Annotated in this window: 20 protein-coding genes; 10 read left to right on the top strand and 10 right to left on the bottom strand. The window is 74.5% G+C overall.

What is annotated here, in order from left to right; translation table 11 throughout:
- Together ACFQ8Y_RS09195 and ACFQ8Y_RS09190 are read right to left on the bottom strand one after the other, a co-directional pair.
- Positions 1-948 (bottom strand): carbohydrate ABC transporter permease, encoded by a 948-nt coding sequence (locus ACFQ8Y_RS09195; RefSeq protein WP_430563198.1) that lies wholly within the window; start codon positions 946-948, stop codon positions 1-3.
- Positions 941-1,864, bottom strand: a complete 924-nt coding sequence (locus ACFQ8Y_RS09190) for a carbohydrate ABC transporter permease (protein WP_430550678.1) — start codon at positions 1,862-1,864, stop codon at positions 941-943. Before ACFQ8Y_RS09190 ends, ACFQ8Y_RS09195 begins: the two co-directional genes overlap by 8 nt.
- Positions 1,865-2,054: 190 nt before the next feature.
- Between ACFQ8Y_RS09190 and ACFQ8Y_RS09185 the strand changes: the two genes are divergently transcribed.
- The 3 genes from ACFQ8Y_RS09185 to ACFQ8Y_RS09175 all read left to right on the top strand — a co-directional run bounded on the left by ACFQ8Y_RS09185 (position 2,055) and on the right by ACFQ8Y_RS09175 (position 6,756).
- On the top strand, positions 2,055-4,016 hold the full coding sequence (locus ACFQ8Y_RS09185; protein WP_430550679.1) for a DUF6807 family protein: 1,962 nt from the start codon (positions 2,055-2,057) through the stop codon (positions 4,014-4,016).
- 39 nt (positions 4,017-4,055) lie between these two features.
- Positions 4,056-5,213 carry a Gfo/Idh/MocA family protein gene (locus ACFQ8Y_RS09180; protein ID WP_430585271.1) on the top strand — a complete coding sequence of 386 codons (1,158 nt, stop codon included), beginning with the start codon at positions 4,056-4,058 and terminating at the stop codon, positions 5,211-5,213.
- Between the two features lie 67 nt (positions 5,214-5,280).
- On the top strand, positions 5,281-6,756 hold the full coding sequence (locus ACFQ8Y_RS09175; protein WP_430585270.1) for a polysaccharide lyase family 1 protein: 1,476 nt from the start codon (positions 5,281-5,283) through the stop codon (positions 6,754-6,756).
- A gap of 95 nt (positions 6,757-6,851) precedes the next feature.
- On the opposite strand, the gene ACFQ8Y_RS09170 is transcribed toward ACFQ8Y_RS09175, so the two are convergent.
- The 4 genes from ACFQ8Y_RS09170 to ACFQ8Y_RS09155 form a co-directional block, all read right to left on the bottom strand.
- Complete coding sequence (locus ACFQ8Y_RS09170) at positions 6,852-8,231, bottom strand: Gfo/Idh/MocA family protein (RefSeq protein ID WP_430585269.1); 1,380 nt, start codon at positions 8,229-8,231, stop codon at positions 6,852-6,854.
- Positions 8,232-8,363: 132 nt separating this feature from the next.
- Positions 8,364-9,410, bottom strand: a complete 1,047-nt coding sequence (locus ACFQ8Y_RS09165; protein WP_430550683.1) for a beta-ketoacyl-ACP synthase III — start codon at positions 9,408-9,410, stop codon at positions 8,364-8,366.
- Between the two features lie 101 nt (positions 9,411-9,511).
- Positions 9,512-10,189, bottom strand: coding sequence for a SprT-like domain-containing protein (locus ACFQ8Y_RS09160; protein WP_430585268.1), 678 nt, complete (start codon positions 10,187-10,189; stop codon positions 9,512-9,514).
- A 130-nt stretch (positions 10,190-10,319) separates the two neighbouring features.
- A complete protein-coding gene (locus ACFQ8Y_RS09155) occupies positions 10,320-11,024 on the bottom strand; it encodes a FadR/GntR family transcriptional regulator (protein WP_430550685.1) in 705 nt (234 codons plus the stop codon).
- A gap of 197 nt (positions 11,025-11,221) precedes the next feature.
- Between ACFQ8Y_RS09155 and ACFQ8Y_RS09150 the strand changes: the two genes are divergently transcribed.
- From ACFQ8Y_RS09150 to ACFQ8Y_RS09140, 3 genes are read left to right on the top strand one after another with little or no spacing between them, the layout of a single operon-like run.
- Complete coding sequence (locus tag ACFQ8Y_RS09150) at positions 11,222-12,043, top strand: (Fe-S)-binding protein (RefSeq protein WP_430563190.1); 822 nt, start codon at positions 11,222-11,224, stop codon at positions 12,041-12,043.
- On the top strand, positions 12,040-13,614 hold the full coding sequence (locus ACFQ8Y_RS09145) for a LutB/LldF family L-lactate oxidation iron-sulfur protein (RefSeq protein ID WP_430585267.1): 1,575 nt from the start codon (positions 12,040-12,042) through the stop codon (positions 13,612-13,614). Before ACFQ8Y_RS09150 ends, ACFQ8Y_RS09145 begins: the two co-directional genes overlap by 4 nt.
- Positions 13,611-14,387, top strand: coding sequence for a lactate utilization protein C (locus ACFQ8Y_RS09140; RefSeq protein ID WP_430585266.1), 777 nt, complete (start codon positions 13,611-13,613; stop codon positions 14,385-14,387). Before ACFQ8Y_RS09145 ends, ACFQ8Y_RS09140 begins: the two co-directional genes overlap by 4 nt.
- On the opposite strand, the gene ACFQ8Y_RS09135 is transcribed toward ACFQ8Y_RS09140, so the two are convergent.
- Positions 14,352-15,389: a CU044_5270 family protein gene (locus ACFQ8Y_RS09135; RefSeq protein WP_430585265.1), complete on the bottom strand. Its 1,038-nt coding sequence runs from the start codon at positions 15,387-15,389 to the stop codon at positions 14,352-14,354. The genes ACFQ8Y_RS09140 and ACFQ8Y_RS09135 overlap by 36 nt on opposite strands.
- Complete coding sequence (locus tag ACFQ8Y_RS09130) at positions 15,389-16,012, bottom strand: RNA polymerase sigma factor (protein ID WP_430585264.1); 624 nt, start codon at positions 16,010-16,012, stop codon at positions 15,389-15,391. Before ACFQ8Y_RS09130 ends, ACFQ8Y_RS09135 begins: the two co-directional genes overlap by 1 nt.
- Positions 16,013-16,125: 113 nt before the next feature.
- Here ACFQ8Y_RS09130 and ACFQ8Y_RS09125 point away from each other — a divergent pair, with 113 nt between their 5' ends.
- Both ACFQ8Y_RS09125 and ACFQ8Y_RS09120 read left to right on the top strand, forming a co-directional pair.
- Positions 16,126-16,794 carry a uridine kinase gene (locus tag ACFQ8Y_RS09125; protein WP_430563185.1) on the top strand — a complete coding sequence of 223 codons (669 nt, stop codon included), beginning with the start codon at positions 16,126-16,128 and terminating at the stop codon, positions 16,792-16,794.
- A gap of 50 nt (positions 16,795-16,844) precedes the next feature.
- Positions 16,845-17,219, top strand: coding sequence for a VOC family protein (locus ACFQ8Y_RS09120; protein ID WP_430585263.1), 375 nt, complete (start codon positions 16,845-16,847; stop codon positions 17,217-17,219).
- 10 nt (positions 17,220-17,229) lie between these two features.
- On the opposite strand, the gene ACFQ8Y_RS09115 is transcribed toward ACFQ8Y_RS09120, so the two are convergent.
- Positions 17,230-17,799, bottom strand: coding sequence for a DUF1697 domain-containing protein (locus ACFQ8Y_RS09115; RefSeq protein ID WP_430550693.1), 570 nt, complete (start codon positions 17,797-17,799; stop codon positions 17,230-17,232).
- A gap of 161 nt (positions 17,800-17,960) precedes the next feature.
- Between ACFQ8Y_RS09115 and ACFQ8Y_RS09110 the strand changes: the two genes are divergently transcribed.
- Positions 17,961-19,205, top strand: a complete 1,245-nt coding sequence (locus ACFQ8Y_RS09110) for a glycosyltransferase (RefSeq protein WP_430585262.1) — start codon at positions 17,961-17,963, stop codon at positions 19,203-19,205.
- 9 nt (positions 19,206-19,214) lie between these two features.
- Here the strand turns inward: ACFQ8Y_RS09110 and ACFQ8Y_RS09105 are convergent, their stop codons facing one another.
- Positions 19,215-20,228 (bottom strand): LacI family DNA-binding transcriptional regulator, encoded by a 1,014-nt coding sequence (locus ACFQ8Y_RS09105; protein ID WP_430563184.1) that lies wholly within the window; start codon positions 20,226-20,228, stop codon positions 19,215-19,217.
- Between the two features lie 188 nt (positions 20,229-20,416).
- On the opposite strand from ACFQ8Y_RS09105, the gene ACFQ8Y_RS09100 reads away from it, so the two are divergent.
- On the top strand, positions 20,417-21,124 hold the full coding sequence (locus ACFQ8Y_RS09100; protein WP_430563183.1) for a GntR family transcriptional regulator: 708 nt from the start codon (positions 20,417-20,419) through the stop codon (positions 21,122-21,124).
- Positions 21,125-21,133: the final 9 nt, after the last annotated feature.

Here is a 21,133-nt window from a genome sequence, read left to right as displayed (position 1 = left end):
CTACTTGATGCCGGTGGTGGCGATGCCCTTGACGAGGTACTTCTGGCCGAACAGGAAGACGAGGAACACGGGGATCAGGGAGACGATCGACATCGCGAACAAGGGCCCCCACGAGCTGTTGCTCGTGGCGTCCACGAAGGTCCGCAGCGCGATGGGCACGGTGTACATGTCCGGCTTCGTCAGGAAGATGAGCTGGCTGAAGAAGTCGTTCCACGTCCAGATGAACGTGAAGATCGCGGTGGTGGCGAGCGCCGGCAACGACAGCGGCAGCATGATCCGCAGGTAGATGCGCACGTGCCCGCAGCCGTCGAGGCGGGCCGCCTCGTCGAGGTCCTTCGGGATGCCGCGGAAGAACTGCACCATGAGGAATACGAAGAACGCGTCCGTGGCCAGCAGCTTCGGCACGATCAGCGGCAGGAACGTGTTGATCCACGACAGCGACGAGAACAGGATGTACTGCGGCACGATGATCACGTGGATCGGCAGCATGATCGACATGAGCATGATCGCGAACCACAGGTTGCGGCCCCGGAACTTCAGCCGGGCGAACGCGTAGGCCGCCATCGAGCACGAGACCAGGTTGCCCAGCACCGAGCCGAGCACGACGATCGCCGAGTTCAGCAGGTAGTGGCTGAACGGGTCCAGCAGGGCGTTCCAGCCATCCGTGTAGTTGCCGAGGTCCCACTCGGTGGGGATCAGCCCGGGCTCGCGGAAGATGAGCTCGGTCGGCTTGAACGAGCTCGCCAGCATCCACAGCAGCGGGTAGAGCATGACCAGCCCGAAGGCGATCAGCGCGACGTGCCGCAGCACGCGGCGGACGGCGGCCCAGGCGCGGCCGCGGGGCGGACGCCGCTCGGGGTAGGTCGCCGCCACCTCGGAGAGCGTGGGACGGGGACCCGTGGGGTGCGACCCGGGGCGCGGCTCGGTCCGCGCGGGAGCGTCAGTCATCGTAGAAGACCCAGAACTTGGAGGCGAGGAAGTTCACGGCGGTCATCCCCGCCACGACGAGCAGCAGGAACCACGCCATCGCGGACGCGTACCCCATCTGGTAGGAGCTGAAGCCCTTCTCGTAGAGGTACAGCGTGTAGAAGAGCGTGGAGTCGACCGGCCCGCCCGTGCCCCCGCTGACGATGAACGCCTGCGTGAACGACTGGAACGCCCCGATGAGCTGCAGCACCAGGTTGAAGAAGATGATCGGCGTGAGCAGCGGCACCGTGATGCTGCGGAACCGGCGCCAGCGGCCGGCGCCGTCGATCGACGCGGCCTCGTAGTACATCGCCGGGATCTGCCGCAGCCCCGCCAGGAAGATGATCATCGGCGCGCCGAACGTCCAGACGTTGAGGATCATGAGGGTGCCGAGCGCGTAGTCGGGGTGCGACACCCAGCCGACCCCCTCGATCCCGAAGAACCCGAGGACCTGGTTCACGAGGCCGTCGGCCCCGAACACCTGGCGCCACAGGATGGCGATGGCGACGCTGCCGCCGAGCAGCGACGGCAGGTAGTACACGGACCGGTAGAACGCGAGGCCGCGCAGGCCCTTGTCGAGCACCATGGCGAGGGCGAGCGCGGCGGCGAGCTGCAGCGGCACCGAGACGAGCACGTAGGTGAACGTGACCTTGAGCGCCTGGAAGAACCGCGGGTCGGAGAACATCGCCGTGTAGTTCTCGAGCCCGATCCAGCCCGGGGCCTCGAGCAGGCTGTAGTCCGTGAAGGAGAGGTACAGGGACGCGACGAGCGGGAACGCCGTGACGAGGACCAGCCCGACGAACCACGGGGCGAGGAAGAGCGCCGCGGCCTTGCCGTCCCCCTTGCGCCGCTCCCGGGCGGCACCTCGGGCGCGCGCGACCTCCTGGATCACCGCCATCGCGGCACCCCGCCGGTCCCGCTGCCGATCGGCGTGCTGGTGGGCGTCATCGCCGGCCTCCTGATCTTCGTCGATCCGAGGTGTCCAGGAACCCGCTCCTCCTGGAAACCGGTTGCTTCTCGGGAACGTACCACGAGAGGAACCGGTTTCCAATGGTGTACCGTCGGCTCGTGAGCACGAGGAGGCATCGATGCCTGAGCTGAACGTCCGGCGCCCGTCCGTCACCATCGCGGACGTCGCCGCCGCCGCAGGCGTCTCGCGCGCCACGGTCTCCCGCGTGATGAACGGTCGCAGCACCGTCGACCCCGCCATCGCCGCGCGCGTGCAGGAGGCGGCGATCGACCTCAACTACCGCCCCAGCAACGTGGCGCGCAGCCTGTCCCTCGGGCGCACGGAGACCGTCGCCCTCGTCGTGCCCGACCTGGGCAACCCGGTGTTCCAGCAGATCCTGCGCGGCGTGACCTCCGCCGCCGCGGAGGACGGCTACCGCGTGCTCGTCGCCGACGCCGCCGAGGACCCCTCGGAGGAGGCGGCCATCGCCCGCGAGGCGCGCATGCGCTGCGACGCGCTCATCCTGGTCGCGCCGCGCATGCCCGGCACCGCGCTCGACGCGCTGCTCCCCCTCGTGACGCCGGCGGCGGTGATCAACCGCGCGGTCGAGCACCCCGCCACCCCCAGCCTGGTCATCGACTACGAGGACGCCACCGTCCAGGTCGTCGAGCACCTCGTCGGCCTCGGGCACCGCCGCCTCGCCTATCTCGCCGGCCCGCGGGCCGCCGCGACCGACGTCGCCCGGCGCGCCGGGCTCGCCACCGCCCGCGACCGCCACCCGGACCTCGAGATCGTCGAGCTCCCCGTGGGTGCCGACCTGGCGTCCGGCCACGCCGCCGCGGGCGAGGTGCTCGCGAGCCGCGCCACCGCCGTCGTCGCCTACAACGACCTGGTGGCGTTCGGCCTCCTGGCCGCGCTCAACGAGGCGGGCGTCGCCGTGCCCGGCGACATCTCGGTGGCCGGCTACGACGACATCGACCTCGCCCGGTACGCGACGCCCGGCCTGACCACCGTGTCCGTGCCCCAGGCCGAGCTGGGCCGCCAGGCGTGGCGCGAGCTGCACGCCGTCATCGACGACGACGCGCACGCGGCCACCACCACCCGGTTCACCGCCCGCCTCGAGGCCCGCTCCAGCACCGGCCCGGCGCCGCGCGGCATCGCCCGGGCCGTCGTCGCGGAGCCCGAGCCCGCCGCGGCGCCCGAGGCCGACGTCGTCGACCCGGGCCCGACGTGGTCCGTGGAGCCGCGCGAGATCGTGCTGCGGCACACGCGCGACCGGGTGCCCCTGGCGCGTTACGTCGACGGCGAGCGGCTGCCGGCCATCCACTCCCCGCGCCCGTACCTGCACCCGGTGCACTCCCTGGCGGGCGTGGCCCTCACCGAGTCCGAGCCGGTGGACCACCGGCACCACTACGGCGTGAGCGTGGCGGTGCCCGACGTCAACGGCACGAGCTTCTGGGGCGGCCGCACGTTCGTGGCCGACGTCGGACCCACCCTGCTGCCCAACCACGGCCGCCAGGTGAGCACGCGCGCGGAGGTCGACCCGCTCGCGCCCCACGTGCTGCACGACGCGGTGCGCTGGGACGACGAGCACGGCAACCCCCTGCTGGACGAGCAGCGCCGGCTCGGCGCCCGCCTCCTCGACGACGGCACGTGGGTGCTCGACTGGCGCACCACGCTGCACGCGTCGTACCAGCCGCTGGAGATCCGCTCGCCGGCCACCAACGGGCGCCCGGGCGCCGGGTACGGCGGCGTCTTCTGGCGCGCGCCGATGTCGCAGAGCACGGTCGTGCTGTCGGCCGACGGCGAGGGCGAGGCGCTGGCCCACGGCAGCACCTCGCCCTGGGTCGCGTACGTCCAGCAGCACCACGACCCCTACGCCGAGGACCGCCCGACGACGCTGCTGCTGGCGCAGACGTCGCCGCCGCGCCCCTGGTTCCTGCGCGCCGCGGAGTACCCCGGCGCGGGGCCCGCGCTCGCCTGGGACACGCCGCTCGTCGTGCCAGCGGGCGGCACCGTCGAGACGGGCGTCGTGGCCGCGCTCGTGGACCGCGCGCTCGACCACGACGAGGCCGCGGCCCTCGCCGCCAGGCTGCGCTGACCCCCTCCCGGCACGCGCCACGACACGGACAGGACGACGATGACCGACCCGACCTCCGACGGACTCGCCCCGCAGATCGCGGTCGTGGGCCTGCACGGCCACGGCGCCTCCCACGTGCGCCGGGTGCTCGAGCTGCAGCGCGCCGGACGGGCCCGGCTCGCGGCCGTCGTCGACCCGCGCGAGCCGGGCCCCGGTCACGACGCGCACGACGCCGGGGCCCCCTGGTTCCCGACGCTCGGCGACCTGCTGTCCACCCCGCAGGCGCGCGTCGACGTCGTCGTGCTGAGCACACCCATCCCCACGCACCTGCCGCTCGCGCGCGCCGCCATGGAGGCGGGCATCGACGTGCTGCTGGAGAAGCCGACGACGGCGTCGCTCGCCGAGCACGCCGAGCTCGTCGCGGTGGCCGAGCGGACGGGCCGCCGTTGCCAGGTGGGCTTCCAGACCTTCGGGTCGCACGCCCTGCCCGCGGCCGCGGACCTCCTGGCCCGGGGCGAGATCGGCGAGGTGCAGGGGCTCGGAGCCGTCGGCACCTGGGTGCGCACCGCGTCGTACTGGAGGCGCGCCGCCTGGGCCGGCCGGCGTCGGCTCGACGGCCGCGACGTCGTCGACGGGGTGGTGACCAACCCGCTGGCGCACGCCGTCGCGACCACCCTGCGGCTGGGCGGGGCGACCACCGCGCAGGACGTCGCCTGGGTGGACACCGACCTGTACCGCGCCAACCCGATCGAGGCCGACGACACCTCCGCGGTGCGGGTCAAGGACGCCGCCGGACGCCGGTACGGCTTCGGCCTCACGCTGTGCGCGGCCGAGCGGGCCCCCGCGCGGGTGGTCGTGACCGGCACCCGCGGCGAGCTGGTCCTCGAGTACGAGCACGACCGCCTGCTGCTGCGCACGGACTCCGTGCAGATGGACAAGTCGTACGGGCGCGCCTCCCTGCTGGACGACCTGCTGGCCGCGCGCGCCGACGACCGCCGCCCCCTGCTGTGCGACGTCCGCGACACGGGCGCGTTCATGCGGGTGCTGGAGGCCGTGCGCACCAGCGCCGACCCGACGCCGATCGCGCCCGAGCACGTCGAGTGGCACGGCGACGGCGACGAGCGGCGCCCCGTGGTGCGCGACGTCGAGCACTGGTGCGCCGAGGTCGCACGCACGCAGCGCACGTTCGCCGAGCTCGGGGCGCCCTGGGCCGGCTGACGCGCCGCACCTCCCCGGCCGACACCGTCGTCGGACGGGTACCGCCGGAACGAAGGAGTTTCGCACCATGCCCCAGCCGTCCCAGCCCTCCCCTGCCCTCCCGGGCCGACGCCGTCCCCGCGCGGCCGCCGCCCTCGCCGCCACCGCGCTGCTCGTCACGGCCGGCGCCGGCGCCGCCTCGGCCCACGGCGGGCACCCCGGCCCCGGCCATCCCGCGCGCACCGATCTCGGCCGCCAGGTCGTGACCCCGGGCGCGGACGGGTGGGCGTCGGTCGCCACGACGACGGCGCCCGAGGGAGTCGCACGCGACTCCGCGCCGGTCACCGGGGGCGCCGCGGCCGCGGCGTCCGAGGTGTACGTCGTCGACACGTGGGCCGAGCTCCGCGACGCCCTGGGCGGCCGTGCCGGCGCCGACCTGGACGACGGGCGCGGGCTCGAGGTGCCGCGCATCGTCTACGTGCGCGGCACGATCGACGCGTTCACGGGCGAGGACGGCACGGCGCTGGACTGCCAGGACCTCGCCGGCCGGGTGCCGGTGGCAGGCACCGGGGACGCGTTCTCCATGGACGACTACGTCGCGGCCTACGACCCCGCCGTCTGGGGCACCGACGAGCCCGCCGGGCCGCTGGAGGACGCGCGGGTCGCCGCAGCCAAGGTCCAGGCCGCGCAGACGCAGGTGCACGTCGGCTCGAACGTCACGATCGTCGGCGTGGGCGACGACGCCCGGATCGTCGGGGCGAACCTGCGGATCCGCGACTCGCACAACGTCATCGTGCGCAACCTGACCCTCTCGGACGGCCGCGACTGCTTCCCGCAGTGGGACCCCACCGACGGCGACCTCGGGAACTGGAACTCCGCCTACGACAACCTGTCCGTCTGGACGTCCACCGGCGTGTGGGTGGACCACAACACCTTCGACGACGGGGACCACCCGGCGTCGTCGCTGCCGCAGGTGTTCGGTCGGCCGTTCGAGATCCACGACGGCCTGCTCGACGTCACGCACGGCGGCGACCTGGTGACCGTGTCGTGGAACCGCTTCGAGTCCCACGACAAGACGATGATCATCGGCTCGTCCGACTCACGGCTGCAGGACCGCGGCCAGCACCGCGTGACGATCCACCACAACCACTTCCAGGACATCGGCCAGCGCGCGCCGCGCGTGCGCTTCGGCGACGTGCACGTCTACGACAACTCCTACGCGCAGTCGACGGCGTCGACGTTCCAGTACTTCTGGGGCGCCGGCAAGGAGTCGAGCCTGGTCGTGGAGAACAACGCGCTGCGCCTCGCCCGGGGCGTCGACCCGGCGCGGGCGGTGGGCGCCTACGGCGGCACGATGCTGCGCGAGACCGGCACGCTGGTGAACGGACGGCCCGTCGACGTCGTCGGCGCGTTCAACGCCGCGGCCGACGCGCCGCTCGCCGACGAGGCGCGGTGGACGCCGTCCGACCACTACCGCTACCGGCTGCTGCCCACCCGGGCCGTGCCCGCCGTCGTGGACGCCGGCGCGGGTGCGGGCGTGCTGCGCTCCACGTCGCCGAGGTAGTGCCACCCCTGCCGAGGTAGCTCACCTCGCGCCGAGGTAGTTCCTGGCCTGGGGCAGGAACTACCTCGGCAGAGGGGTGCTCCCACGGCGCAGGGTCAGAGGTCGATGCCGAGACCCAGGTCGTCGAGGCGCACCGGGTCGCCGGTGGCCAGCGAACGGTTGCCGGCGTAGCCGATGCCGGACGCGCGCAGGCCGTCGCGGAAGCCGGCAGCGCGGCCGAGCGGGTCGGCCTCGGTGCGGCCGCGGAAGACGTCGGCGAGGAGCAGGGCGTCGCCGCCGCCGTGGCCGCCGTGCCCGACGGCGACGATCGGCCGCTCCTCCGCGCGCTCCCAGTGCTTCTGCACGACGAGCCGCTCGCCCTCCGGGCGCACCGTGTCCTCGCCGAACGTCGCGGTGAAGCTCGGGTCGACGGTCGCCTTGCCGTCGGCGCCGAAGACGACGGACCCGCGCTCGACCACCTCGAGCTCGGCGCGGCCGCGCGAGCCGTTGACGACGACCCGGTACCCCTCCCACGGCGCGCTGGCCGTGAGCGAGTAGGTGAGCACCGGCCCGCCGGCGTACTCGACGACGAGCCCGAGGGTGTCCTCGGTGGTGATGCCGGCGTCGAAGACGCTGCGGTCGCGGCGGTAGCCGTCCACGGCCTGCGCCTCGGGGCCGTACAGCTCGGAGAGGTACGGGTCCGCGTCGACGTCGATGCGCCACGGGTCCACGCCCTGCTCGTTCAGCGCCCGCTCCCCCGCCGTCGGCTCGTAGCCGACCTCGTGCGCGGCGTCGTCGCCGTAGAACCGGCGGCCGCCGCTGGCGAAGACCCGCTGCGGGACGGCGTCGATCCACCAGTTGACGAGGTCGAAGTGGTGGCTGGACTTGTGCACCAGCAGGCCGCCGTTGTTGACCTTCTCCCGGTGCCAGCGGCGGAAGTAGTCCGCGCCGTGCACGGTGTCGAGGGCCCAGTCGAAGTGGACGCTCAGCACCTGCCCGATCTCGCCGGACGCGATGACCTCGCGCAGCGCCGAGTTCCGCGGCGAGTACCGGTAGTTGAACGTCATCGTGAGGTCGCGGCCCGTCTCGGCGACGGCGTCCGCGATCTGCCGCGCCTCGTCCTCCGTGGCCGCGATCGGCTTCTCGACGACGACGTCGACGCCCGCGCGCAGCGCGCGGGAGACGAGGTCCGCGTGGGTGTTGTCGACCGACGTCACGATGAGGCGGTCGACCCGCTGCTCGTCGAGGGCCTTCTCCAGGTGGTCGGGGTGGTAGACGGGGCGCTCCCCGCCCACGGCAGCGGCCACCTTCGCCTCGTGCACGGCCGCGCGCACGGGGTTGGGCTCCACCCACGCGACGATCTCGCCGTCGGCGGCGTGGTCCCCGATCAGCGCGTTCACGTACATGCCGGCGCGGTGGCCGGCGCCCGCGACGGCGTAGCGGCGGCGCTCGGCGTCGGGGTGGCTGCCGGTCGGGGGGGCGGGGACGGAGGGCATCGTCGATCTCCTTGGGTGTCGCCGCGACGGCGACGTCGGGTAAGCGGTTTCCGACAGCCTACCCGAGCCGCGCGGTCAACCCCACCCCTGCCGAGGTAGCTCGAATCTCGAGCTACCTCGGCACGGCTGGAACTACCTCGACGGGGTGATGACGACCTGGCCGGCCCAGGTGAAGCCGCCGCCGAAGCCGAAGAGCAGCGCCGGCGTGCCCGCCGGGATCTTGCCGGAGTGCCACCACTTGGACAGCCCCATCGGGATCGACGCGGCCGAGGTGTTGCCGGACTCGGTGATGTCGGTGACGACGATGCGGTCCTCGAGGCCGAGGCCCTTGGCGAGCGGCTCGATGATCCGCAGGTTGGCCTGGTGGGCCACCAGCACGCCGATGTCGTCGAGCGAGAGCCCGGACGCCTCGACCACGCGCCTGGCGCGGTCCGCGGCGCGGGTGATGGCCCACTTGAAGACGGCGCGGCCGTCCTGCGCGAACTTCTCCTGCGGCGCCTCGATCACGACGGCCGGGGTCAGCTCGGGCTCGGAGCCCCACACGACGGGCCCTACGGCCGGGGTGTCGGCGGCCTGGAGCACGACCGCGCCCGCGCCGTCGGCGGTGAGGATGCAGCTGCTGCGGTCGGACCAGTCGGTCACGGCGGTGAGCTTCTCCGAGCCGACCACGACGGCGGTGCGCGCGGACCCGGCGCGGATCGCCTGGTCGGCGACGCCCACGGCGTACGCGAAGCCGGAGCACGCCGTGTTGAGGTCGATGACGGCGGGCCCGACGACGTTGCGCAGGTCGGGCACCTCCTCGCCCTCGGGGGTGCTCGCCCCGGGCTGGACACCGGTGCGCAGGGCGTAGGCGACGCGGCCCGCCGTGTTGGGCGACCGGTCGAACGCCGTGGTGGTCGCGACGACCACGAGGTCGACGTCGGCGGCCGCGACCCCGGCGTCGCCGAGCGCGTGCCGGGCGGCTTCCGTCGCCATGTCCGCGACGGTGACGTGGTCCGCAGCGACGTGGCGCGTGACGATGCCGGTCCGGGAGCGGATCCACTCGTCGTTGGTCTCGACGAGCTTCGCGATGTCGTCGTTGGTCATGACCTTCTCGGGCTGATGGTGCCCGATGCCGACGATCCTGGACCCGGCGGCACCCGCCGGCAGCGTCAGGGCGGGTGCGGTGGACTCACTCATGGGAGCGATCATCCCACCGCACCCGCCCTGCTCTCACCCGTGCTCGCGGGGCGGTCGGCTCCGTGGCCGGTCGTCGGCGTGTCCCGCCGGCCCGGCACCGGTCAGGGGCGCTCCACGAGGCCGAACGGCACCGTGAGCACCGACCTGCCGACGCGTAGGTGGAACCGTGTGCGCCCCCGCTTCACGAGCGTACCGACGACGCCGTCGTACCGCCCCGGGGCGACCACCCGCAGCCGCTCCCCCGGCCGGACGGCGGCCGGGTCCACCCGCGGCCCGGCCGTGATCGGGTCCGCCGGTCCCCCACCGTCCGCCGCACCGAGCTCGGGGACCGGTCGTCCGCGGTACGTCCACGACAGGAGGAAGCGCCGGTCGAAGTCCGGCGAGCAACGTGCGCACGCCTGCGGGCGCTGGGGGCGGCGGAAGCGCGTCACCCGGTGCCCCGTCGGGCACTCCCCGACCCAGTCGCCCTCCACCTCCGGGCTCCCCTCGCGCACCACCCGGCGGCCCGTGGAACCGATGGCCCGCGCCGTCGCGCGCCAGACGGCGTCGTGCCCGTGCCGCGCGCCGGCCAGCGCGTGGGCGATCTCGTGCAGCACCACCTCGCGCACGTCCGCCTCGTCGTACAGCGCGGTCAGCGGCCCCGACAGGCTGATCTCGCGGCGGTCGTACCGGCACAGGCCCGCACGCCGTCGCGCCCGGTCGAACCGGAACGTCCACCCCGACAGCCCGTGCTCGGCCATCAGGCCGCGCGCGAGCCGGGCGGCGTCCTCCCGCTCCATGCCTCACCCCCGCCCGTCGGGCCCGTCGCGTCCGGCCGCCGAACCGCGGCCACCGGCAGGACGCTAGCCGCCCCCGCGGACACCTCCGCGCCGGCCGTCCACAGGCCCCGTGCGGCCCGCCGGGCGGGCGTCAGACGCCGGCCTCCCGGGAGAAGCCCTCGATGTGCGCCTTGACCGCGGCGGAGGCGGCCGCGGCGTCCCCGGCGGCGACGGCGTCGAGCACGGCACGGTGCTCGACGCGCAGCCGGGTGGCGGTGCGCGGCCACGACGGCAGCCGCTCGATCCCGACGGCGACGTACCCGCCGATGGCGCCCCGCAGCCCGGTCATCACGGCCTCGACGAGCACGTTGCCCGCCATCCGCACGAACTCCAGGTGGAACGCCTGGTCGAGCTCGAGGAACTCCGCCGCCGGGACGTCGTCGTCCTCCATCCGCCCCAGGAGCCGGCGCGCCTCCTCGAGGTGCGCGGCGGTGCCGGGGGCGTGGTCGACCACCCGCTCGGCCGCCTGGGCCACGGCCCACGACTCGAGCAGCACCCGGGTCGCGACGACGTCCCGCACCGGCAGCGTGCCGGTGGCCACGTGCAGGCGCACCGCGGCGCCCAGGCCGGCGGCGGGACGATCGATGACGACGGCGCCCGCGGTCGGGCCGGAGCCGACGCCCGGGCGGACGATGCCGAGCGCGTCGAGCACCCGGATCGCCTCGCGGACGGAGGGCCGGGACACGCCGAGGTCCTCCGCGAGCGCCCGCTCGCCGGGCAGCCGCTCGCCGAGGCCCCAGCGGCCGGCGGCGATGCCCTCCTCGAGGTGGGCGAGGACTCGTTCGTGGGTGCGCACGGGCTCAGCGTAACGACCCTGCGGCACAGTGGTCAGACCACATCCGCTACAGTGGCCGCTCGGCGCCGCCGCCGTGGCGCCCCCGACCCGCCCGGGTCATGCTGGACCGAGCCGACCGGTGGCTGACCACAGCCGCACCGCAGCGGCCTCGCGCCGGCACCGCAGGAGCACGACCGCACGAAGCACAGAGGAGTCGTATGCGCATCGCCCTCGCCGCCACCTGTCTCGCCGACACCCTGTTCCCCGGGGCGCCGCGCGCGACGGTCCGGCTGCTGGAACGCCTCGGCCACGAGGTCGTCTTCCCCGCCGACCAGGCGTGCTGCGGGCAGATGCACGTCAACACGGGCTACTTCCGCGAGGCGGTGCCCGTGATCCGCAACCACGTGGAGACGTTCGCGCCCGTGGCGGACGGCGAGTGGGACGCCGTCGTCATGCCGTCGGGGTCGTGCACGGGGTCGGTGCGCCACCAGCAGGCGATGGTCTGCCGCCGCGCGGGCCTCGAGGACCTCGCCGCCACGGCGGAGGCCGTGTCCGCCAAGACGTACGAGCTGTCCGAGCTGCTCGTCGACGTGCTCGGCCTCACCGACGTCGGCGCCTGGTTCCCGCACCGCGTCACCTACCACCCCACCTGCCACTCCCTGCGCATGCTGCACGTCGGCGACAAGCCGCTGCGGCTGCTGCGCGCCGTCGACGCCATCGACCTGGTCGAGCTGCCCGCCGCGGACTCGTGCTGCGGCTTCGGCGGCACGTTCGCGCTGAAGAACGCGGACACGTCGGCGGCGATGCTCGAGGACAAGACGGCGAACGTGCGCGGCACCGGCGCCGAGGTGCTGACCGCGGGCGACATGTCGTGCCTGATGCACATCGGCGGCGGGCTGTCCCGCCAGGGCACCGGGATCCACGCCCTGCACCTGGCGGAGGTGCTCGCCTCCACCCGGGAGGAGCCCACGCCCCTGCCCGAGACGACGTTCACCCGCCCCGAGCGCGAGCGCCCGGCACGGACGGAGGCCGCCCGATGAGCCAGACCTTCCTCGGCCTGCCCACCCGCCGCCGCGCCGCCGACCCCGCGGACGAGCCGTTCGGCCCGGTCCCCCACCCGCAGGAGCCCCTGCGCTGGGGCGACGACTTCCCCGCCGCCGCGAAGCAGACCCTCAAGAACGACCAGCTGCGCCGCAACCTCGGCCACGCCACGCAGGTCATCCGCACCAAGCGGGCCGCCGTCGTCGGCGAGGTGCCCGACTGGGAGGCGCTGCGCGACGCCGGGTCCGCCGTCAAGCAGCAGGTGATGGCGCACCTGCCGGACCTGCTGCAACGGCTCGAGGAGAACGTCACGGCGCGCGGCGGCGTCGTGCACTGGGCGCGCGACGCGGCGGAGGCCAACCGGATCGTCGCCGACATCGCGAAGGCCAAGGGCGCCGACGAGGTGGTCAAGGTCAAGTCGATGGCCACCCAGGAGATCGGGCTCAACGAGGCGCTGGCCGACGAGGGCATCGCCGCCATCGAGACCGACCTGGCCGAGCTCATCGTGCAGCTCGCCGACGACATGCCGTCGCACATCCTCGTCCCCGCGATCCACCGCAACCGGTCGGAGATCCGCGACATCTTCCTCGCCCGCATGGGCGATGCCCCGCCCGACCTGTCCGACGTGCCGCGCGAGCTGGCCATGGCCGCCCGCGCGCACCTGCGCCGCAAGTTCCTGTCGGCCAAGGTCGCGGTGAGCGGCGCCAACTTCGCCGTCGCGGACACGGGCACGCTCGCCGTCGTCGAGTCCGAGGGCAACGGGCGCATGTGCCTCACGCTGCCCGAGACGCTCGTGACGGTGATGGGCATCGAGAAGCTCGTGCCCACGTTCGACGACCTCGAGGTGTTCCTGCAGCTGCTCCCCCGCTCCTCCACCGGCGAGCGGATGAACCCGTACACGTCCCTGTGGACGGGCGTGACGCCGGGCGACGGGCCGCAGGAGTTCCACCTGGTGCTGCTCGACAACGGCCGCACCGACGTGCTCGCCGACGAGGTCGGGCGGTCGGCGCTGCACTGCATCCGCTGCTCCGCGTGCCTCAACGTGTGCCCGGTGTACGAGCGGGTGGGCGGCCACGCCTACGGCTCCGTGTACCCCGGGCCGATCGGCGCCATCCTCACCCCGCAGCTCACGGCGGCGACGGGCGGCGTGTCCGGGCAGCACGACCCCAACGCGTCCCTGCCGTACGCCTCCACGCTGTGCGGCGCCTGCTACGAGGTCTGCCCCGTGAAGATCGACATCCCGTCGATCCTCGTGGACCTGCGCGCCCGCGAGGTGGACGCCGACCGGTCGTCGCGCGCCGTCGACCCGTGGAAGACGGCCATGAAGGCCGCCTCGTGGGTCATGGCGGACGGCGACCGGTTCGCCCTCGCCGGTCGCGCCGCCACGCTGGGCAGCGGGCTCGGCGGGCGGGACCACGCCGTCTCGGTCGCGCCGCCGCCCGCGTCGGCCTGGACGAGGTCGCGCGACCTGCCCGCCCCGCCCCGGCAGACGTTCCGGCAGTGGTGGAAGACCCGTGAGGACGACCGACCCGCCGGGACCACGTCCGTCACGACCGAGGAGGACGCATGAGCACGGCACGCACCGAGGTCCTGGCGCGGGTGCGCGCGGCGCTGGGGCAGACCGGCTCCGGCACGACGCCGTCGGGCAAGGTCGGCACCGCGCCGCACCCGGAGCCCGTGCCGCGCGACTACCGCGCGGCCGGCGAGCACGCCGTCGGTTCGCCCGAGGTGCTGGAGCAGCTCGTCGACCGGCTGGTGGACTACAAGGCGCACGTGCACGAGGTCGCCGCCGACGCCCTCCCCGCCACCGTCGCCTCCCTCGTCGCCGAGCTGTCAGGACCACACGCAGGTTCTGACGGTCCTGGTCCTGACAGCTCGCGCGGGGTGCGGGTGGTGGTCCCCGCCGGGCTCGACGACGCGTGGCTGGCCGCGCTGCCCGAGGGCGTCGACGTCGTGCGCGACTCGCGTGAGCACCCGCTCGCCGCGACGGACCTCGACGCCGTGGCCGCCGTCGTCACCGCCGCGCGGGTCGCGATCTCCGAGACGGGCACTATCGTGCTCGACGGCGAGCCCGACCAGGGCCGGCGCGCGATCTCGCTGGTGCCCGACGTGCACCTGTGCGTCGTGCGCGCCGACCAGGCCGTGCAGACGGTGCCGGAGGCCGTCCGGCTGCTCGGCGAGCACCCGGACCGCCCCCTGACCTGGATCTCCGGCCCCAGCGCGACGTCGGACATCGAGCTGGACCGCGTGGAGGGCGTGCACGGCCCGCGCACCCTCCACGTGCTCCTGGTCGCGTCCGGGATGTCGTCAGGGCGTGTCGCCCACGACATCGACAACCCCTGACCCGAGGAGCGCCCACCCGGAAGGCTCGGCGGCGCCGGGGTGGTCGGAGCGCGTCCCGAGGACCTCGTTCGTCCGCGGGTCGATGATGAGGTCCGTCCGCGCGCCCCTGGCGCTGGTCAGACCCACCCCCACGCCGGTGCGGCCGGCGACGTCCGTGAGCTCGCCCGCACCGGTGACCCCGGGGATCTTCGCGACGGCGCTGAGCAGGCCCGCCTCGATCTCGGGCGGCATCCCGCCGTTCTCGAGCAGCCGGACGATCTCGTCGAACACCGCCTGGTCAGGACGGTCCGCAGGGAGGCCCTCCGTCTCCTCGTACGGCTCGACGGTGTCCCGCAGGAACGCGAGCATGGCCCCCGCGTCGCCGTCGGTCGGCATGCCCGGAGGGAACGCGGGGATGTCGCCGCAGGCCTTCCAGGTCCCGTCGCAGGGCTCCAGCGCCGACTCCCACGGACCTCCCTCGGGGTCCCACGGGTCCTGATACGGCTCCGTCACGCCGCGGACGAGGCCCGGGTGCCGGGCGTCGACGGACTTCCACGACTCCAAGGTCTGGGTCACCATGGCGGTGACGTACTCGCCGTCGGGCCCCGCTCCCTCGCTGCTGGCCCGCTGAACGCCCCGGGAGTAGACGAACTGGTCCGGGCCCGGGTCCCAGGGCGTCTCCTGGGCGGCCTTCGCGGCCGCTGCCTCGAGGATCTCCACCGCCTCGGCGCTCGCCGCCGGCTCGTCGCCGAGCGTCGGCACGATCGCGAGCGCCCCCGCCGTGACGGCGGCGATCCCCGCCGCGATCACCACCTTGCTGCCGAACCGGTGCCGGTCCGACCGGTCGCGGCCCGGCCGGCGTCCCCGACCCGTCCCACCGACCAGCTGGAGCGTCGGCACCGGGTGGGCCGGGGTCGCGGCCTCCAGCTCCTCCAGGACCCGGCGGCGCAGCGCGACCGGGGGCCCCGCCGTCGGCGGGTCGAGCAAGGTGCCCGCCTGCCGGAGCATCGTCATCTCGTCCATCAGCTCTCCTCCGTCCGTCCCTGCTCCGTCCATCCCTGCGAACGCAGCCGCGCGCGCAGGATCCGACGTGCCCGGTGCAGGCGCGATCGCACCGTGCCGATCTTGATCTCGAGCGTGCCGGCGATCTGCTCGTAGGTGAGCTCGCCCCAGGCGGCGAGCAGGAGCACGTCCCGGTCGCCGGGGGCCAGGGACGCCAGCGCCTCGGTCAGCGCCGGGCCGGCGGCCCGCGCGCTGACGGCGTCGGCGACGGCGTCCGCCATGCCGTCGTCGGCCGGCGCCGCCCCCGACCTCGCGAACGCCCGGTACCGTGCGGCCTCCGCCCGGTGCCAGCGGGCGATCTCCTTCGTGGCGATCCCGAAGAGCCACGGCCGGGCGTCGGTCCGGGCCGTGTCGTAGGAGTCGCGACGCCGGAACGCCGCGACGAACGTGTCCGCCACGACGTCCTCGGCGTGCTCGGGCCCCACCCGCCGGTAGGCGTAGCGGTAGAGCTGGTTCGCGTACCGCCCGTAGAGCGCCGCGAAGTGCTCGGGCTCGTCGATCGACGCCGAGATGATCGCGGCGTCGCCGGCGACCGGCTCGCTGCTGGCGACCGCCGTCATGTCGCGCCAGGTCTCGTGTCGCACCGCTGGGCCATCCCTGCCTCCTCGCCGCCGTGCACCGTCACTGTCCCCTGGTATCTCCCCTCGTCCCCGGAAAAGTTCACGCCCGGGCGCGGCGGGCCCCACAATGGGTCCCCGTGAGTGACAGCGGAAGCGCGCCCGACGGCGGCGGGGAGCAGGTGTCGGACGCACTCTTCGAGGTGCCGCCGGGTGCCCGACGCCCGGCGCGCAGGATCGTGCTCCTCACGGGCCCGTCGGGGTCGGGCAAGACGGCGCTCACGCGGCGCCTGGGCCTGCCGGTGATGAACCTCGACGACTTCTACCACGACATCGACTTCCCCGGGATGCCGATGCGGTACGGCATCGTCGACTGGGACGACCCCCGCAGCTGGGACTCCGCCGCCGCCCTCGACGCGCTGCGCGCGGTGGTCCGCACCGGCCGCGTGGAGGTGCCCGTGTACGACATCCCCACGTCGCGGCGCACCGGAGGCGCGGTGCTCGAGGCGGGCGACGCGCCCGTCGTCGTCGCCGAGGGGATCTTCGCCGCGGAGCTCGTGGCGGCATGCCGGGCGGACGGGATCCTCGCGGACGCGATCTGCCTCAGCCAGCCGCGCGTCGTGAACTTCTGGTTCCGGTTCCTGCGCGACGTCGCCGAGTCGCGCAAGCCGTTGCCCACGCTGGTCCGCCGCGGCTGGGGGCTGCTGCGCGCCGAGCCCGCGCTGGTGCGCCGGTGGACCGACCTCGGCTGCCGCCTCGTCACGCCCGCGCAGGCCGAGCGGGACATCCGCGCGCTGCTCGCGCCCTGACCGCCTCGAATTCGCTTCGGGCACGCCGGCGCGGCGCCTACGGTGGGCACATGGCGACGGTGCGGAAGTTCCAGGTGACCTTCGACTGCGCGGACCCGGAGCGGGTCGCCCGGTTCTGGTGCGAGGTGCTGGGGTACGTCATGCCCGAGGGCGTGGACTGCGTCGCGCAGGACCCCACGGGCGAGGGCCCGCGCCTGTACTTCCAGCGTGTCCCCGAGGGCAAGGTCGTGAAGAACCGCGTGCACCTCGACGTCCGCGTCGGCACCGGGCTGGTGGGGGACGAGCGGCTGGCCGCGCTGCGCGCCGAGCAGGAACGGCTCGAGCCGCTGGGCGCCGTCTACCTGTACACGCAGTACGCCGACGGCGAGGAGGAGTCCTGCATCACCATGCAGGACGTCGAGGGCAACGAGTTCTGCATCGACTGATCCGCCGGCGCTAGGCGGGCAGCGGCTCGTCGAGCAGGGCGAGCAGGCGGGTGGTGGTCCGCCAGGTCCGCACGGTCATCCGTCCGAAGACCGGCATCGCCATGAGCCGGGTGATCCGCGTGCGCCGCGCCTCGGCCGCGACCCGCGAGAAGTAGACGACGCCCGGTCCGGCCGCGACGGCGTCGACGCCCTCGCGCAGCTCGGGCAGCTGGTCGAGCACCTCCCCCGCCGTGAGGGGCGCCTTGAGGAAGAGGACGTCGCTGCGCAATGCGTCCGAGCCGTGGTCGGGCGGCGCCGCCGCGACGGTGGCGGCCAGCTCCGCGCGCGACCGGACCAGCGTCGGGACCGCGAACCCGAACCGCTCCGCGAGGGCTTCCTCCAGCGCGCCCTCCAGACCCGCGCCGCTCGCCGGCCGCGCCGCCAGCAGCACGTTGCCACTCTGCAGGAACGTCCGCACCGCGCCGTGCCCGGCGTCGCGCAGGCACGCGGCGAGCTCCGCCATCGGGACGGCGTGCCGTCCGCCGACGTTGATGCCACGCAGCAGGGCGACCGACGTCGGCAGCCGCGGATCCGTGACCATGAGCCCACGATGGCACGCGCCCCGGACCTCGACGCCCCGGTCCGTCCCGCAGGACGCCAAGTGCTGTCCATGGGCGGCCCACGACGTGTCATGAGAATGTCACACGCCGGTCATCAGCCTCACACCATCACCACTCACGCTGGGGGCAGGAGGTGGTCCCCATGGCCCAGCAGCACGTCGAGCGCACGATCGAGAGGTACGTCGAGCACGGAGCGGTCCGCGTGCTCTCCCTCTACGAGGGCTTCTTCAGCGGCGGTGCACGGGTGCTGCACTCGTCGGTCGTCGCGGGCCTGCACGCGCAGGGCCGCCAGCGGCACACGGCGCTGAGCGTCCACGACGAGGTGCGGCGCGACGCCGCCCTGCAGCGGATGGTCGACGACCGCCGGTACCGGCAGCTGACGGCCGCGGGCGTCCGCGTGACGTCGCTGGGCCGGTCGTCGGAGGTGCCGCACGACCCGGAGGTCCTCACGGACGCCGAGGCCGAGGTCCTGGCCCGCGCGCTGCGCGATGCCGACGTGGTGCTGTCGCTCAAGGAGCAGCCGCTGCGCCTCCTCGCCCGGCCCGACCTGCTTCCCGACCGGCCGGTCGTCGCCTGCCTGCACCGGTCCGACCCGGAGCACCAGGGGTCGGGGCTGGGGCACCTGCTGCGCGCCGCCGACGACGGCCGGCTCGCCGCCGTGGTCTGCTGCGCCGAGTCCACCCGGGACGCCTACGAGGCCGCCGGAGTGCCCGCGCACCTGCTCCGCGTGATCCCCAACGGCGTCGACCTCACGCGCTTCCGCCCTGCCCGCCCCGCACGACGCCTCGCGGTCCGCGGGGCGCACCGGCTCCCGGCCGACGGGACGGTCGTCACGTACGCCGCCCGCTACGACGCGATGAAGAACCCCCGGCTGTTCCTCGCCGCGGCCCGCGAGCTGCTGGCGAGCGACGCCGACGCGCACGTCGTGATGTGCGGCTCGGGCATGAGCCCCGCCAACCCGGACCTCGCGGCCGACCTGCGCGACGCCTTCGCCGACCGGCCCGACCTCCTGGGTCGCGTCCACCTGCTCGGCGCGCGCCACGACATGGAGCAGGTGCTCGCGGCCTCGGACGTCGTCGCGCTGACGTCGGCGTTCGGCGAGGCCGCGCCGCTGTGCCTCATCGAGGGCGCCATGTGCGGCGCGGTGCCGGTGACGACGCCCGTGGGCGACAGCGCACGGCTGGTGGACGGCATCGGGCTCGTCACGGGCTTCGACCCGGCCGAGATCGCCGCGGCGTGGCGCGAGGCCGCCGCGCGCCGGGACGCCCTCACCGGGGCGCTCGTCGCGGCGCGGCCACGGTTCAGCCACGTGCGGATGCTGTCCGCCTACGGGGCCACGATCGAGCGCGCGCACCGCGGGCTGGGGCTGACGCTCGCGCGCGCCTGAGCCGGCCCGTCAGCGGGTCGAGTCGCGCAGCTGCACCTCGTAGCCGACCTCGGTGACGGCACCGGGCACGGCGTCGCCGACGGCGGCCTGCACGGCGAGGCTGCCCATCTCCTCGAGCGGGATGCGCACGGTGGACAGGGCGGGCGCGTGGTCGCGCAGCGTGGGGACGTCGTCGAACCCGGCGACGCGCACGTCGCGCGGCACCTCGACCCCCAGCTCGCGCAGGCGGGCGATGAGTCCGATGGCCATGACGTCGGTGACGGCGAAGACCGTCAGCGGCTCCTCGGCCGCACGCTCGCGCACCAGCTCGGCGACGTCGTCGCCGGCCGTGTAGCCGCCGTCGCGGGAGAACTCGGTGACCAGCACCTCCGTGACCTCGCCTCCCGCGGCGCGCACGGCGGCGGTGAACGAGTCGGTCCGCTCCCGGGACGTCACGACGCGGGCCGGCCCGCCGAGCACGACGAACCGCCGCTGCCCCTGCGCCAGCAGCGCCTCGGCGAGGGCGCGGGCGCCGGTCGCGTTCGGCGGCCGCACCACGGAGCCGTCGCCCACCGGCTGGCCGACGATGACGGACCGGCCCCCCGCGGCGACGAACGCGTCGAGCTCGGCCGCGAGGGCGGCGTCGTCGTCCGGGGTCCACCGGGTGCCGGCGACGACGACGGCGTCCACGCGCTGGGCGGCGAACGCGGCGACGGCCTCGCGCTCGGCCACCGGGTCCCGGCCGGTCGACGCGAGCAGCACGAGGCGCCCGCTGGCCCGGGCCGCGGCCTGCGCGCCGGCGGCGATCGACGAGAAGTAGGGGTCGGAGATGTCCTGCACGACGAGCCCGAGCAGCCCCGACCGGGCGCGCGCCAGGGCCTGCGCCTGCGCGTTCACGACGTAGCCCAGGTCCGCGGCCGCGGCCTTGACCCGCGCGACCAGCTCGGCCCCCGGCTGCCGCGCCGACCCGTTGAGCACCCGCGACGCCGTGGCGAGGGAGACCCCTGCACGGTCGGCGACGTCCTGCAGCCTTGCTCGGGCCACGAGCACACCTCCATCTCCGGGGCGGTCGGTACCCGCCCGACGCGCGGGCACTCCGGACGTGCTCGCCGGTGCACAGCCTATCGGCGCCCGGAAAACGTCTTCCGACCGTGCCCGCGAGCCCGACCGAGACGCTCGTCCGACCCGCGGCGCCGCAGGTCCGGCGAGGCCCGCACCGGTAGAATCGGCTCGTGCCCAGGACCAGCAACTCGACCGCGCGCGCCGTCCCGCGGCGGGCGCTCGCCGACCACGTGTTCGACGAGCTGCTCTCGTGGCTCATGGACGGCACCCTGACGGCGGGCAGCAGCCTCAACATCGACGGCATCGCCCGCGAGCTCGACGTCTCGCCCACGCCCGTGCGCGAGGCGCTCGCCCGGCTCGAGGCGACCGGCATGGTGCGACGGGTGGCCCTGCGCGGCTACTTCGTCACGCCGGCGCCGACCACCAAGGAGCTGATGGACCTCATGGACGCCCGGCTCGCCGTCGAGCCGGCGAACGCGTACTTCGCGTGCGAGCGCGGGGACGAGGCGTTCCTGACCGGGCTCGAGGAGGCCGTCGACGAGCTCGAGAACTCGTCCAACGGCCCCACCTACCAGGAGTTCCGCGACTACTGGGAGGCCGACGAGCGCTTCCACGCGCTGGTCGCACAGGCCGCGGACAACTCCTACCTGCAGGCCGCCTTCGCCGCCCTCGGCGGCCTGGCGCAGCGGTTCCGGCAGTTCTCGGGCAAGGGCGTCACCGACAAGGCGGTGGCGGTCGAGGAGCACCGCGCGATCCTCGACGCCATGCGGTCGGGGGTGCCCGAGCGGGCCCAGGAGCTCATGCGCCGGCACATCGAGGGCGTGCGGGCGCGATCCCGGTCGGAACGCGAGGAGCCGGCGCCCCCGCAGAGCGCGTAGCCCTGCGGG

Origin of the sequence: Isoptericola sp. NPDC056605 (assembly GCF_042792795.1) — a bacterium.
Lineage (GTDB): Bacteria > Actinomycetota > Actinomycetes > Actinomycetales > Cellulomonadaceae > Isoptericola.
The sequence above is the reverse complement of the archived record's forward strand: the minus strand, read 5'-3'. Positions and strand labels throughout refer to the sequence as shown.

Excerpts from the sequence above, each read along its gene's own strand:
- ACFQ8Y_RS09195 (WP_430563198.1), bottom strand. The coding sequence starts at position 948 with ATGACTGACGCTCCCGCGCGGACCGAGCCGCGCCCCGGGTCGCACCCC.
- ACFQ8Y_RS09190 (WP_430550678.1), bottom strand. The coding sequence starts at position 1,864 with ATGGCGGTGATCCAGGAGGTCGCGCGCGCCCGAGGTGCCGCCCGGGAG.
- ACFQ8Y_RS09185 (WP_430550679.1), top strand. The coding sequence starts at position 2,055 with ATGCCTGAGCTGAACGTCCGGCGCCCGTCCGTCACCATCGCGGACGTC.
- ACFQ8Y_RS09180 (WP_430585271.1), top strand. The coding sequence starts at position 4,056 with ATGACCGACCCGACCTCCGACGGACTCGCCCCGCAGATCGCGGTCGTG.
- ACFQ8Y_RS09175 (WP_430585270.1), top strand. The coding sequence starts at position 5,281 with ATGCCCCAGCCGTCCCAGCCCTCCCCTGCCCTCCCGGGCCGACGCCGT.
- ACFQ8Y_RS09170 (WP_430585269.1), bottom strand. The coding sequence starts at position 8,231 with ATGCCCTCCGTCCCCGCCCCCCCGACCGGCAGCCACCCCGACGCCGAG.
- ACFQ8Y_RS09165 (WP_430550683.1), bottom strand. The coding sequence starts at position 9,410 with ATGAGTGAGTCCACCGCACCCGCCCTGACGCTGCCGGCGGGTGCCGCC.
- ACFQ8Y_RS09160 (WP_430585268.1), bottom strand. The coding sequence starts at position 10,189 with ATGGAGCGGGAGGACGCCGCCCGGCTCGCGCGCGGCCTGATGGCCGAG.
- ACFQ8Y_RS09150 (WP_430563190.1), top strand. The coding sequence starts at position 11,222 with ATGCGCATCGCCCTCGCCGCCACCTGTCTCGCCGACACCCTGTTCCCC.
- ACFQ8Y_RS09145 (WP_430585267.1), top strand. The coding sequence starts at position 12,040 with ATGAGCCAGACCTTCCTCGGCCTGCCCACCCGCCGCCGCGCCGCCGAC.
- ACFQ8Y_RS09140 (WP_430585266.1), top strand. The coding sequence starts at position 13,611 with ATGAGCACGGCACGCACCGAGGTCCTGGCGCGGGTGCGCGCGGCGCTG.
- ACFQ8Y_RS09135 (WP_430585265.1), bottom strand. The coding sequence starts at position 15,389 with ATGGACGAGATGACGATGCTCCGGCAGGCGGGCACCTTGCTCGACCCG.
- ACFQ8Y_RS09120 (WP_430585263.1), top strand. The coding sequence starts at position 16,845 with ATGGCGACGGTGCGGAAGTTCCAGGTGACCTTCGACTGCGCGGACCCG.
- ACFQ8Y_RS09115 (WP_430550693.1), bottom strand. The coding sequence starts at position 17,799 with ATGGTCACGGATCCGCGGCTGCCGACGTCGGTCGCCCTGCTGCGTGGC.
- ACFQ8Y_RS09110 (WP_430585262.1), top strand. The coding sequence starts at position 17,961 with ATGGCCCAGCAGCACGTCGAGCGCACGATCGAGAGGTACGTCGAGCAC.